The sequence below is a fragment of the Lysinibacillus sp. S1 genome (genome assembly GCF_044986265.1).
GTDB classification, from domain to species: Bacteria; Bacillota; Bacilli; order Bacillales_A; family Planococcaceae; genus Lysinibacillus; species Lysinibacillus capsici.
Window position 1 is genome coordinate 982,687 of sequence record NZ_CP173154.1, and the last position, 12,813, is coordinate 995,499.

The 12,813-nt window shown below is 37.8% G+C and carries 14 protein-coding genes; 5 read left to right on the top strand and 9 right to left on the bottom strand.

Features of this window, described 5'->3' with window-relative positions:
* Positions 1-120: 120 nt before the first annotated feature.
* From ACHZEU_RS05315 to ACHZEU_RS05335, 5 genes are all read right to left on the bottom strand, one after another.
* Positions 121-1,365: an ABC transporter permease gene (locus tag ACHZEU_RS05315; protein ID WP_081011063.1), complete on the bottom strand. Its 1,245-nt coding sequence runs from the start codon at positions 1,363-1,365 to the stop codon at positions 121-123.
* The gene (locus ACHZEU_RS05320; RefSeq protein WP_048390175.1) at positions 1,349-2,254 is read right to left on the bottom strand and encodes an ABC transporter ATP-binding protein; all 906 of its coding nucleotides are present in this window, start codon (positions 2,252-2,254) and stop codon (positions 1,349-1,351) included. The genes ACHZEU_RS05315 and ACHZEU_RS05320 overlap by 17 nt, the downstream gene beginning before the upstream one ends.
* Before the next feature lie 13 nt (positions 2,255-2,267).
* On the bottom strand, positions 2,268-2,798 hold the full coding sequence (locus ACHZEU_RS05325; RefSeq protein WP_048390174.1) for a DUF2812 domain-containing protein: 531 nt from the start codon (positions 2,796-2,798) through the stop codon (positions 2,268-2,270).
* A gap of 77 nt (positions 2,799-2,875) precedes the next feature.
* Positions 2,876-3,412: a DUF2812 domain-containing protein gene (locus ACHZEU_RS05330; protein WP_333879954.1), complete on the bottom strand. Its 537-nt coding sequence runs from the start codon at positions 3,410-3,412 to the stop codon at positions 2,876-2,878.
* 1 nt (position 3,413) lies between these two features.
* Positions 3,414-3,728 (bottom strand): PadR family transcriptional regulator, encoded by a 315-nt coding sequence (locus tag ACHZEU_RS05335; protein ID WP_131519801.1) that lies wholly within the window; start codon positions 3,726-3,728, stop codon positions 3,414-3,416.
* A 153-nt stretch (positions 3,729-3,881) separates the two neighbouring features.
* Here ACHZEU_RS05335 and ACHZEU_RS05340 point away from each other — a divergent pair, with 153 nt between their 5' ends.
* Both ACHZEU_RS05340 and ACHZEU_RS05345 read left to right on the top strand, forming a co-directional pair.
* Positions 3,882-4,469: a TetR/AcrR family transcriptional regulator gene (locus ACHZEU_RS05340; RefSeq protein ID WP_227744833.1), complete on the top strand. Its 588-nt coding sequence runs from the start codon at positions 3,882-3,884 to the stop codon at positions 4,467-4,469.
* 58 nt (positions 4,470-4,527) lie between these two features.
* Positions 4,528-5,700 (top strand): YhgE/Pip domain-containing protein, encoded by a 1,173-nt coding sequence (locus ACHZEU_RS05345; protein WP_404804141.1) that lies wholly within the window; start codon positions 4,528-4,530, stop codon positions 5,698-5,700.
* A gap of 546 nt (positions 5,701-6,246) precedes the next feature.
* Here ACHZEU_RS05345 and ACHZEU_RS05350 read toward each other — a convergent pair.
* A complete protein-coding gene (locus ACHZEU_RS05350) occupies positions 6,247-6,828 on the bottom strand; it encodes a TetR/AcrR family transcriptional regulator (protein ID WP_048390162.1) in 582 nt (193 codons plus the stop codon).
* A gap of 155 nt (positions 6,829-6,983) precedes the next feature.
* Here ACHZEU_RS05350 and ACHZEU_RS05355 point away from each other — a divergent pair, with 155 nt between their 5' ends.
* The gene (locus ACHZEU_RS05355) at positions 6,984-7,742 is read left to right on the top strand and encodes an SDR family oxidoreductase (RefSeq protein WP_404804142.1); all 759 of its coding nucleotides are present in this window, start codon (positions 6,984-6,986) and stop codon (positions 7,740-7,742) included.
* A 48-nt stretch (positions 7,743-7,790) separates the two neighbouring features.
* Here ACHZEU_RS05355 and brnQ read toward each other — a convergent pair whose 3' ends face one another.
* Positions 7,791-9,131, bottom strand: coding sequence for a branched-chain amino acid transport system II carrier protein (brnQ, locus tag ACHZEU_RS05360; protein WP_066037727.1), 1,341 nt, complete (start codon positions 9,129-9,131; stop codon positions 7,791-7,793).
* Between the two features lie 166 nt (positions 9,132-9,297).
* Positions 9,298-10,050: an alpha/beta hydrolase gene (locus ACHZEU_RS05365; RefSeq protein WP_404804143.1), complete on the bottom strand. Its 753-nt coding sequence runs from the start codon at positions 10,048-10,050 to the stop codon at positions 9,298-9,300.
* 285 nt (positions 10,051-10,335) lie between these two features.
* On the opposite strand from ACHZEU_RS05365, the gene ACHZEU_RS05370 reads away from it, so the two are divergent.
* Positions 10,336-11,217 carry a LysR family transcriptional regulator gene (locus ACHZEU_RS05370; protein ID WP_048390154.1) on the top strand — a complete coding sequence of 294 codons (882 nt, stop codon included), beginning with the start codon at positions 10,336-10,338 and terminating at the stop codon, positions 11,215-11,217.
* A gap of 90 nt (positions 11,218-11,307) precedes the next feature.
* Positions 11,308-11,874, top strand: a complete 567-nt coding sequence (locus tag ACHZEU_RS05375) for a DUF5412 family protein (RefSeq protein ID WP_404804144.1) — start codon at positions 11,308-11,310, stop codon at positions 11,872-11,874.
* 141 nt (positions 11,875-12,015) lie between these two features.
* Here ACHZEU_RS05375 and ACHZEU_RS05380 read toward each other — a convergent pair whose 3' ends face one another.
* Complete coding sequence (locus ACHZEU_RS05380; RefSeq protein ID WP_054550835.1) at positions 12,016-12,804, bottom strand: DUF1835 domain-containing protein; 789 nt, start codon at positions 12,802-12,804, stop codon at positions 12,016-12,018.
* Positions 12,805-12,813 lie beyond the last annotated feature (9 nt).

Sequence of the window (12,813 nt, forward strand, 5' to 3'; positions counted from 1 at the left end):
AATTATAGCTTCTTTCTAGCCAAAATTCGACTGATTCCGTAAATTCCTTTACATTGTTTGCTAACAATGGCACCATGACACCAAAAAAGCAGCTACATTATCCATGTAGCTGCCATTATGTTATGTTGTTACCTTTAATACCGTTTTAATTTTTTGAATGACGCCGCCAGAGCTATATGTCAATACACTACGTTTATAGAACGATAAACTGAATAGGTATACGACAACAATCGTTACGACTAAAATTCCTAAAGAAAGTAATGGTACAATGCCACCGATATCTGTAGCGCCAATACGCATTGGCATGATCATTCCAGAAGTTAGTGGGATATAAGAGAATATTTTAATGATAATTGTATCTGGATTCCCCATGCCTGTCAGCATAACATAGAAGCCAATAATCGTAATAATCATCGCAGGCATTAATACTTGACCCGCCTCTTCTACTTTCGATACTAAAGAGCCAAATAATGCACCGATAATAAGATAAAGGATAACTGTTAACAGTAGGAATACGATAGCATAGATGACATAGCCAACGGACAATTCCTTGACAATGCTAGCAGCTGCATCCCAAACCATTCCACCTTTGATAAACTTCGCATAGATAAGGAACACGATCGCAATAATACCCATCTGTGTTAAAGCGAGCAATAAAACTCCAGCGATTTTTGCTTTAAAATGTGTCCCAGGTTTGACACTAACTAACAGCATTTCCATTGCGCGTGAGCCTTTTTCAGAGGCTATTTCAGTCGTAATCATCGATAGGAATGTAGAAATGAAGAAATAGATTAAAATTCCTACCGCATAGGAAACTACTAGCCCTGATTGCTTTTCTTCTTCACTTTTTCCACCTGTTGATGCCTCATTTAAGTTTTTCGTTGAAATTGTTGTTTGAGCTGCCATGATTTGTGCCGCTTGCTCAGGTGAAAGCGATAATTGTTGTACGGCATAGTGTTGTCCTGCATATTGTAATAAGGATGATAATGTAGATTGATCGTTTAATTTCAGTGGTGTAAACGTAGCAATTTCAGCATGTAATTGACCATTTTGGTCGTTAATCGTCACAATCGCATCCAGCTTGCCGTCCTTTACTCTTTTTTCAAGGGTCGATACATCTTGCTCATCTTGAATAAAATTCATATCTCCATTCGAGACAAAAATACCACTTAGATCAGCAGAGGTTTTATTAATAATCGCGATTTGCTGTGCTTCATCATCACCTGTGAATAATTCCTTAATTTCTGACCAGAAGACAGCCACTGACATGACAATTACATATAAACAAGTCATTAAGATAAAGGATTTTGATTTAATTTTAGCTTTATATAATTGCTTCATTAATAAACTAAACTTCGACAACATGGCCACCTACCTTATCTTTAAAGATTTCATCTAACGATAAATAATCTAAGCTGAATTTTTCAATATACTTCCCATTGGATAGCTGCTCAAAGATACCTTGAGCAAAGCTTTCGTCCACTAATGTAAGCACTGTTTGCTCCTTCTCTACACGCACATCCTTGACACCCTCAAGTGCCAATAATTGTGTTGTTGACCAATCCGTACGGACAGCAAGCTTTGTTTTACCATATTGTTTCTTTAAATCTAGTAAGCTTCCAGAAAATAAAGAAACACCTCGTTTTAATAAACACAAATGATCACAAAGCTCCTCGACATTGTCCATTTGGTGACTGGAGAACAAAATCGTCGTGCCTTGCTCTTTCAATAGTAAAATAGCATCCTTTAGTAAATCTTTATTGACGGGATCTAGCCCACTGAACGGCTCATCTAAAATTAAAAACGCAGGTTTATGGATAAAGCTTGCAATTAGCTGTACCTTTTGCTGATTCCCCTTTGACAGTGTTTCTGCCTTATCCTTGCGTTTTTCCTCCAGTTCAAAGCGTTGAATCCAAAAATCTATTTCCTTTTTCAGCTCTGCTCGTTTCATGCCACGTAGCTCACCAAAAAAGTAAAGCTGCTCCTCTACCTTCATTGTTGGGAAAATACCACGCTCCTCTGGTAAATAACCAAGGACATCTCGGTTAATGGCATTAACTGGCTGCCCATCCCAAGTAATCGTCCCCGCTGTCGTCTCCTGTAAATCTAAAATCATTCGGAATGTCGTTGTTTTTCCTGCACCATTTTGACCAATTAGACCGAAAATTTCCCCTTTTTCAATGGTAAAATTTAAATCATCTACAGCTGTAAAATCCTTGTACTTCTTTGTGACATGCTGTAACTGTAATGTCATGTTGTCTTCCTCCTTATCCTTCAAATATATGTAAGTCTTGTTTCAAGCCCTTTTTACGATTTTCATTTTTTACTATAGGAATGAATAGCAGTAAGGCGACAATCAAATTCATGCACCCCACACTTGTATTCATAGATCCTACAACGAATTCCCGTAAACCTAGCGATAGATTATAAATACCAATGATTAAATTTAACAGTAGCACGAATATAAAAATGCGATTCATGGATTTAATATAGTTTATTTTCGAGGAAGCATCTGAAAATATCTCAAAAGGGCCCTCCGATTTCGGTTTTCGATAATAGGCCCACCCACCAAACTTAGACACACACTCGATATTCATTTCGTCTAGAAACTCAAAATAATCCTTCGACTTTCTATTGATAAATTCATTTCGATAAATATATTGACCTGGTGTCCCTTTTTCAAAAACAAAGTAGCCTACTACTGTCTTTTTAAGATTCCACCCCCGATCTGCCATGTCATTGACCCATCGTTCTTCCTTTTCGTAATCAATAAAAAAACGATACATTCTTTTTTTCATTTTGCATCACTCCTACTATAAAATCATGCTTCCTTTTTCATTATTTTCTGATTTCCCGGAAAATAATAGACGCTTCGTTAATCCGAAAATACATTTAATTCTCTCTTTAATCGATTACGTATACGCATAAGCTTATAGAATGGGAGGGCAAATACTACAACAACCACAAGATTCAGCGTATTTAACGCAAAACCAACCCAGTCTGTTGTTTGCTCCGAAAAATCGCCAATTAAACCGATCAGTCCAATGAACAAATTAAGTAGAATAAGAGAAAGCAGGATCCTCATCTTTTTTGACAGGTTACCAATTTTCGTTTTTTTATCTGTATACAGCTCAAATGGACCTTCCTGTGCTGCTTTTCTAAAAAATACAAAATTTCCAGAGCGGTCTACTTGTTCAATGCCAGAGGATTTGAGAAATTCGAGAAATTCCTCTTCATAGTGCGTACCGTATCGCTCTAATTCATCATGGCGATAAATATAGCTGTTTGGTTCTCCACGCTCAAACGTAAAACGAATCCATGTAAATTTTTTTAAGTGCCAGCCCTGACTAGCCATGTCATTGACCCACTTCTCTATTGCATAGGGATTAATCATCAATCGATATTTATGCATATTATTCAACTCCTCTCGTTATACGGATACCATTGTCAAAAAGTTCCCTTAATCGTAAAATTTCATATTCCACCACTGTTTTTCCAGTTTCAGTAATAATATATTCTTTCTTTCTGCCATCTCCATCAAGTGCCTCTATCCATCCTCGTTCCAACAATGTTTTAATCGCACCATATATGGTTCCGGCCCCTAAGCGCACTCTTCCATTGCTCATTTCTTCCACCAATTGCATAATGCCATAGCCATGCCTCGACTCAAATAATGCTAATAAAATATAATAAACGCCCTCTGTTAATGGCGGATGCTCCTGTGTCATACTAATCCTCCTTTATATCGTCCATCAATATATCGCCAGTCGATATACTCAAAATATATCAGCAGTCGATATAATTGTCAACGCTCATTCACAGTGTTGCAGATCCTCGTACACTATGCTAGGATGTAAGTAATTACTTGCATGGAAGGAAGTATGTTCTTGACAACGAAAGGAACTGCGCAACGAATTATCGAAGCTGCTCTACAATTGATTAGTGAAAAAGGCTATACAGCTGCAACTACCAAAACCATTGCAGAATTAGCAGGTGTCAATGAGGTCACTCTTTTTCGTCACTTTGGCAACAAACGTGGTTTATTAAAAGCCATTATTGAGCAATTTTCTTATTATCCTCTTCTACAGCAGGAGATCAATCAAAATGTAACGTGGGAATTAGAAAAGGATTTATTGAATTTCTCACTGAAGCATTTTCATTTTTTAATGTCGATTAAAGATTTTGTCATGATCGGCTTTAAGGAATCTATTCAATTTCCTGAAATTAGTGAGGAAATCGCCAATCTCCCGCTCCTCATAAAAAAGGAGCTCATTCACTATTTTCAAGAGATGCATCAACAAGGAAAAATAAGAGAAGTTGATTTTGAAGCAGCAGCGTTATCGCTTATAGCTTTGAATTTTGGTCATTTTATGTCACGTGCTCGCCTTGGAACTATCGTGTCTGACTTACCAACTGAAGAACTTTTACAAACTAGTGTTGCTATTTTTTCTAGGGGACTCGTTTCCTAGAAAAAATTTTTCTAATCAATGCAAGTAAGTACTTACTTAATTTTAGGGGGAATAAAAAATGACAGGTTTACAAGCACTATTGCGAGTTCGTGAAACCTATATCGGCATTGTTGCAACCATTGCCTTCCAATTAATATTCTTTACAATTTGGATGACTGCCTATGATGGTGTCAATGAAAGAGCGGAACAGTTAAGCATTGGTATTGTTGTGGAAGATTCTGTAATGGGTCAACAGGTAGCACAGAACATCAAAGGCTCCATCCCCTTTGGAATGAAGGGCTATTCTTCGATGAAGGAAGCTGAGCGCGCATTAAACGAACGACAAATTAATATGATTATGCAAATTCCATCCGATTTTACAAATCAAATTCAAGCAGGGAAAGAGGCTGAAATTATTTATGCGATTAATCAAGCCAATGCAAGTGTAGCGAAAAATATGATGGAGGGTGTAGCAAAGCAATTAACAGAAGAAATCAATCAAGCCCTCTATCCAATGCAACAAAATCAAGCGGTTGCAGTCTTTGCTCAACAATTTGCTCAGCTTCCCTTCGAGCAACACACTGCCCAACAAATTACCACTTCTGTCAAAACGACTGTAATGAATGTCAAAGACCATCCCGTCGATGGTACGATTGTAAAAACCAATGATGTAAAGGGATTTGCTGCAAACTTTGTCCCACTTATGGTCATCATCTCCTCCTTTGTGGGAGCGATGGTTATGATTATGCAACACCMTCAAGCATCCCAGCTCGTTCAAGRCAGCCTATCAAWATGGSAATTGTTTCTCGCACGACAGCTACTCAATGTGGGCGTAGCCTTTACATTGCCATTCATAACAATTGGCTTGATGCACCTTTTTAATATCGATAGTCAAGAAAGCCTGCTGTCGATTTATCTCTTCCAATCTGTAATGTATCTTGCTTTCCTTAGCTTGGCCCAAGTATTTGTAATTGCCTTTGGGAATATGGGGATGATATTTAATATTTGTGCTCTCTCACTCCAATTAGTAACATCAGGTGTACTTGTTCCAAAAACCATGCTATCTGAAGGATACAAACAGGTCGCTGCCATGCTACCTGCCTCGTATGGAGCAGATGGCTACTACACAATCATCTTTGGTGGTAGTTCTGATAATCTCCTGCAAAACAGTAGCTCATTGGCCATCATMATCTTCGTGACACTAGCCATCGCTACGTTAATCGTCACATTTAAGCCAGCTCCAGTCCGATGATTTAATASAAAAGAGAAKGTCTACAAGTTGATGTAGACCTTCTCTTTKAGTGGTTATCCGCTACTCTTTCTCTTCTATCCTTCACTTTGAGCTGGCTATCCGCTACTTTTCCTAATACTATCCTTCAATTTTGGCGTCCTATCCACTGCTTCTTACTCTATCMTTCAAATTGGGCGTTCTATCCGCCACTTTTTCTATACTATCCTTCAAATCGGGCGTCCTATCCACTGCTTCTTACTCTATCCTTCAAATTGAGCGTTCTATCCGCTACTTTTTCTCTTCTATCCTTCAATTCTGGCGTCCTATCCACTGCTTCTCTCTATCCTTCACYTTGAGCTGGCTATYCGSTACTTTTCCTATACTATCCTTCAATTTTGGCGTCCTATCCACTGCTTCTTACTCTATCCTTCAAATTGGGCGTTCTATCCGCCACTTTTTCTCTTCTATCCTTCAATTCTGGCGTTCTATCCGTCACTTCTCTCTCTATCCTTCAAATTGAGCGTTCTATCCGCCACTTTTTCTCTTCTATCCTTCAATTCAAGCGTTCTATCCCCCACTCCTCACATTCTTTAAAATAGCTGCTAGCTGTTGATTTAACATGGTCACGCTATCGCTGAAATCGCCGCGATACCATTGGATGATGAGTCCGATGATGGCGTTTGCTTGATAGGCACTATAATAGTCGATCGAGATATGATCCTCCATTTGATGTATGTGCTGTGTGGTAATATCGCGTTTTAGCAGGGAATAAATCCCATCAAATAGCATGTAATAGTAGGTCAGCGGGACATTTTTAGAAAAGACGATACGGTAAAACATTTTAAAGCGTTCAATATGATGAAAAATACGGATAGTATTGGGATCTAATTGATTTGTATCCAATGTCGTGACGGCACGATAGGGTTCTTCATAGGATTGATATAAATCCTCCATTATCTCCTGAAAGTACTCTTCAAAGAGCCCCTCTTTTTGCTCGTAGTGTAAATAGAAGGTTCCTCTATTGACCTTTGCTTCTCTACAAATTTCAGCAATGGAGATTTGCTCCAATGGTTTTTGGCTAAGCAAGGTCAATAAAGCATCGTGGAGAGCTTGCTTCGTTTTAATAATCCGTAAATCCGTAGTGCGCAATTTTTTCAACTCCTTAATAAACAGATTGTCCAAATGTGTTGATTACTCAACACATCCCGTTTTTTTGCATATTGAAATCGCTTTCATCTTTATTATATGATTTTAATGAACAGATGTTCAATAAGTAAAGAAATTACTATGAGGAGGTCTTTGAGATGAGATTAGAAGGTAAAGTAGCCATTGTGACAGGTGCAGCTTCAGGTATGGGGAAAGCCATTGCAGAAGGATATGCAAAAGAAGGCGCTAAGGTTGCCGTTTCAGACTTAAATTTAGAGGGTGCCCAAGCGGTTGTGGAAGGTATTCAAGCGGCTGGAGGAACAGCATTTGCCATTCAAACCAATGTCGCATCAACAGAAGACTTACAACGCTTATTTGATGAAACAAAAACGAACTATGGTCAATTAGATATATTAGTCAACAATGCAGGTATTATGGATGGTATGGAGCCAGTTGGAGAAATTTCTGATGAACGATGGGAAAAAGTATTTGCAGTGAATACAACAGCTATTATGCGCTCTATGCGTATGGCTACCGAAATTTTCCTTGCACAAGGTCATGGTGTCTTTGTCAATAATATTTCTGCAGGTGGCTTATATGGTGCACGGGCTGGGGCTGCTTATACAGCTTCAAAACATGCGGTAGTTGGTTTAACAAAAAATACAGCCTTTATGTATGCTGATAAAAATATTCGCTGTAATGGTATTGCTCCAGGAGCAGTGATGACCAATATCGCCTCTTCTATGACAAATATGAGCCAAACAGGTGCTGCACGACAAGCATTAGGACTATCCATCAATCCGCGGGCTGGTCAGCCAGAAGAAATCGCTCAATTAGCGATCTTCCTAGGCTCAGATGAGGCTAGCTTTGTGAATGGACAAGTTATTGCTGTTGATGGTKGCTGGACAGCTTACTAATCCATAAGGAAACACGCACAGAGACATTTTCTGTGCGTGTTTCTTTCATTATATAACTTTTCGAGACGGAATCATGCTTCCAATTACTGCCCCTATTAACGCTGGCAGTATCCATCCTAAGCCAATATCATAAAAAGGTAGCATCGCAGAATAGTATTTCTCTACTGCATCCAATATACCTAACTTCGCATCTGGCACACTTTCTACCAGAGCTTTATAGCCATCAATCAGGCTAATGAAAAATGTAAAAATCATCGCTATGGCATACACTGTTTGCTTATTCTTAAAGAAGGATGAGCTTAGAGCGAGCAAGATTAGGACGATTGCTAATGGATATAAGAACATTAAAACTGGAATAGCATATTTGATAATATTGTTTAAACCAAAATTCGCAATCGTAAAGGATACAGCACACAACAGAAACACAAACCATTTGTAACTAATTTTTGGAAATACCTCATGGAAAAACTCACTACAAGATGTAATTAAGCCGATACTTGTTTTTAAGCAAGCGAGCACGATGATGACCGCCAATAAAATAGCTCCAAATGAGCCGAAATAATGATCGGCCACTGCCGCAAAGATTAAACCACCATTATCAAAAGTCCCGACAGCATTAATACTGGAAGCGCCCATATATGTTATGAGACCATAAATCAGCGTCATTAAAGCCATCGCAAAAATACCTGATGTCCATGTAGCCTTGGCAATTTCCTTACGATTTGTAATCCCTGCACTTTTAATTGCATTAATGACAACAATCCCGAAGGCTAGTGAGGCAAGGGCGTCCATCGTATTATAGCCTTCTTTAAAGCCTGTCATAAAGGCGGCATCCATATATTCACCAATTGGCTGCTGGAAATGGCCCATTGGCTTCGTAATGCTTGTAATAATTAAAATAAATAAAACAACTAAAAATGCAGGCGTTAAATATTTACCGATATAATCCATTATTTTCGCTGGATTTAAAGAAAAATAGTAGACAATCGCGAAAAATACAAAGCTAAATACAGCTAGTAGTAGCGTTGCATGCTGTGCTTGAATATATGGCTCAAACCCTACTACAAAAGGTACAGTTGCTGTACGTGGGATGGCAAAGAATGGTCCGATTGTTAAGTACAGTGCCAATGAAAAAATAATACCAAATATAGGATGAACACGATTGGCTAGATCACGTAAACCATTACTACCTGATAAGCCAATTGCCAAAATTCCGAGGAATGGTAAGCCGATAGCAGTCACTAAAAATCCGATTAATCCAAACCAAAAATTAGTCCCAGCAAATTGACCCATTTGAATAGGAAAAATTAGGTTCCCTGCTCCAAAATACAGTCCAAATAACATGGTACCAATGACTGCGTAAGTTGAAAAAGGTATTTTTTGTTGCATAATTGATGTGCTCCTTAGAAGTTTTAGACTATAGCAAATTATTTTAATCGAATGATTTTTCACTACAATTTCATCATGTTATCAAGCATTTATTATAATTACAATAGTTTTTTCGTTTATCCAGTGAGATTCAACAAAAAAAGAGCTGTCTACTGACAGCCCCTTCTTAGTTTGCAACTGACCATTCAATATGATCTAAAAATTTATAAACATCTTCATACACTTTATCGCGTTCTTTGTCCAATGTAATAATGTGGCCAGAGTTTTCATACCAAATGATTTCTTTGTCGTCTGTTTCCACAGTATTTAAAATAAAAGGTGCGCTTTCTTGATATAGGTCATCATCTAGTGAGCCTTGTAACACAAGAGTTGGTGCTTTGATTGTTGATAATTCTTCACGCGTTTCTGTTGTTAAACGTGTTACGCCGTCCAATGAATCCTTCGGTGAAATACGTAATTCATGTAATTCTGAAATAATTTGATCTTTTGATTTATTTTCAAAGTGTTTATATAAACGAGCATAGTGGTACAAACKKKTAAAWAAGCMWWWTGAAWTAWMAMRWGTAATCGGTGCACACATCGCTACACATGCTTTCACTGKGAATGTCTCTGCGACCTTTAACGAAAAGACGCCTCCAAGTGAAATCCCAACAACAGCGATTTCTTCATAGCCTTTCTTTTGTAGGAAGTTATAACCTTCTACTACATCGTTCCACCAATCTTCTGGTTTTGTTTCTAATAATGCTTCTGGTTCTACGCCATGCCCACTATAAATTGGTGCATGCACAGTATAACCTCGTTGAGATAAAAATTCTCCTAGCTTTTTCACATCTTTTGTGCTACCTGTGAATCCATGCAGTAATAGTACGGCTTTTTTGCCTCCCTCGATTGTTAGAGGTTGTGGCTTTGTTAACTTCATTTTATGATATCCCCTTCACGGAAATTAATAATTGTGTATTTTATGTGTCTATCTTATCACCCTTTATTCATAATGTACAATTTATAGTTTTTATCAAATCAATGTTTATTGTGCATGAATGATGTCAACTTAACGGCTGTACTATCACACTTTCTGCTACTTAACTTTTCCTTTCTGCTAAATAATTGCAACGTCCTTTTAAAAATTTTTTGTTACCTATACTTCCCGTCTGTTTCCCGTTATAATGCAGATAACTTAAAAATCACAAGAAAAGAGGTGAAAAAAATGGAGTGGCAACAATTAGAATATTTTGTAACCGTTGCAAAGTTAGAGCATATGACACGGGCTGCCGAAGCATTAGCGATTTCACAGCCAGCACTTAGTCGTTCAATTTCAAAGCTGGAGGAAGAATTAGGTGTACCGCTTTTCGACAGACAAGGGCGCTCGATTATGCTAAACCGATATGGAGAGCTATTTTTATATCGTGTCCAGCGCATGCGTAAAGAATATGAAAAGGCTGTTTTAGAATTACAGGAGCTTAATAATCCAGAACTTGGAGATGTATCACTCGGTTTTTTACATACACTTGGAACGAGTATTGTACCCGACTTGATTCGTGCCTTCCGTCAAAAACATCCCCATATCCGTTTTCATTTCACACAAAACTACTCCCATTCACAGTTAAAACAATTACTGGCAGGTGAGTTAGACTTGTGCCTACTAGCCGCGATCGATACAGAGCCGCCAGTTTGTTGGAAGGAATTATGGCGAGATGAGCTCTTTATAATGGTCCCAATTGACCATCCATTAGCCCATCGTAAAAGCATCAAAATGAAAGAATTGGAGCATGAAAGTTTTGTCTTAATGAAAAAAGGCTATGCATTACGCCGCTCAGCTGATCGCTTATTAAATGCTGCGGGCATTAAGCCTAAAATTTCTTATGAAGGTGATGAAGTATCGACAATCGCTGGATTTGTTGGTGCGGGGCTTGGCGTTTCCTTACTGCCCGATGATGAGGATTTAAACCCCAAAAAAATCGTTAAAATCCATGTTGAGGATATGGTATGTGAACGAATTATCGGCATGGCTTGGATAGAAAATCGTTATTTATCGCCATCTGCACGTCAGTTTAAACAATTTGTCTTTGATTTTTATGACAATAAATAGAAAGAGCGAGTAACAACATCATCTAGATGTCCTTGTTACTCGCTTTATTTTCTAAAAGGCACTGTTTTACCATACTAGGGAGGTAATAATTTGAATTTATTACTTAATACATTAGGTTTCTTTGTATTTTTATTTACCTTGATCGTATTGTTCATTTTTGTAATCAAATTAATGATTTTCTTTTTTAAACAGAAAAACTTCCCTAAAAAAACACTAATATCACTCTTGACAGGTTTAGTACTGTTTTTGGGAATATTTATATATATCCAATATTTTTTTACGTTTAGTACTTTAGATAAAAAAGATACGCAAAAGGTGCCCGAATCTGTGTCATCTCCTACAGGGGAATATACAGCGCACGCTTATTATGAACCATATGGTGGTGCAGGTCCAAGTGGTGGTGTTCATGTATGGATAGAAATTTTAAATAATAATGCTCACACAAACAAAATCGTCTATTATGCAGAGGCAAAAAGTCAATTCTCGATGGAATGGCTAGACGAAGAAAAATTATCCATTGTTAATAAAGAGCCTAATTATACCAATTCAAATAGAAGTATAGTATTAAGTATTGATAAAGAGATTTATCATGAAAATGGCTTGGCTTGTCAAAGTTTGTTAATGAAAGATGAATATGAAAAGTGTTATCAAAATTAAAAAGGTTAAGTTACTGTGCTGAATCATTATGTTGAAACGACTGACTTTGAGCACTACTAATACAAACGGCTTCAAGCATTTGGCACAATAAAAAATCAGGCTTTGCTCGCCTGATTTTTACTGTTCATTCTCTTAAATGTATTAAAGTAATTTAACCTGATAGGAAAAAATATCATTTGTATCGCCTTTCATTGCAAATACTCCCTGTTCGACGAGCGTCAGTAAGCGATACTCTACAAAATCATTTCCTACATAATGGACAAATGTTTCAAATGTCTGTGCCAAAATATGCGTAGGCATTAGCCACTCTTCATTTTGCTGTAAATGCAAATTTTTTGCACTGGCGATAATGTATGCATCCATTGCATCTTCCTCTACATGCAATAGTTCACTTTTCCATAACCGTAATGTACTTGGCTGTTCTTTGATGTTTTCCCATTCCTTAGCGAGTTGCTGACATTCTTGCACAGAGAATCGTTTTGCACTAGGGCGAAGCTTCATTAGCATTTCCGAGGAAAGCTCGCCTGTATGGCGAATGTCTAAATTGGGGTGAATACTCTTCAGATTCTCCGTTGCATCAATACCATACACCATACTGCATTTATGAATTAACTCACTCATCACATAGCGCAGTCCTATCTGTTCATGTGTGTTGTGACTATACCAAATCCACACATCCACATCACAAGGTAAATTAGCGATTTTTTTCCTCCAGTTTTCATACATCTCATCATACAATTGCTGGTCATCATCATCTAAAATATGCGTGGCTAACCAAGTTTTACGTTCTTCAAAGTTTTGAAGAGGTCCAATCGAGAGATCATCATGGACACTTAGAACTGATTCACTTCGCTGCAAACGATGTTGACGAATTGCAAGTTTCATAGAACCCTGCGTTGCTAAGCTAAAGGTAATATGTAAAATAGCCATGTCCATTCC

Excerpts from the sequence above, each read along its gene's own strand:
- ACHZEU_RS05315 (WP_081011063.1), bottom strand. The coding sequence starts at position 1,365 with ATGTTGTCGAAGTTTAGTTTATTAATGAAGCAATTATATAAAGCTAAA.
- ACHZEU_RS05320 (WP_048390175.1), bottom strand. The coding sequence starts at position 2,254 with ATGACATTACAGTTACAGCATGTCACAAAGAAGTACAAGGATTTTACA.
- ACHZEU_RS05325 (WP_048390174.1), bottom strand. The coding sequence starts at position 2,798 with ATGAAAAAAAGAATGTATCGTTTTTTTATTGATTACGAAAAGGAAGAA.
- ACHZEU_RS05330 (WP_333879954.1), bottom strand. The coding sequence starts at position 3,412 with ATGCATAAATATCGATTGATGATTAATCCCTATGCAATAGAGAAGTGG.
- ACHZEU_RS05335 (WP_131519801.1), bottom strand. The coding sequence starts at position 3,728 with ATGACACAGGAGCATCCGCCATTAACAGAGGGCGTTTATTATATTTTA.
- ACHZEU_RS05340 (WP_227744833.1), top strand. The coding sequence starts at position 3,882 with ATGTTCTTGACAACGAAAGGAACTGCGCAACGAATTATCGAAGCTGCT.
- brnQ (WP_066037727.1), bottom strand. The coding sequence starts at position 9,131 with ATGCAACAAAAAATACCTTTTTCAACTTACGCAGTCATTGGTACCATG.
- ACHZEU_RS05370 (WP_048390154.1), top strand. The coding sequence starts at position 10,336 with ATGGAGTGGCAACAATTAGAATATTTTGTAACCGTTGCAAAGTTAGAG.
- ACHZEU_RS05380 (WP_054550835.1), bottom strand. The coding sequence starts at position 12,804 with ATGGCTATTTTACATATTACCTTTAGCTTAGCAACGCAGGGTTCTATG.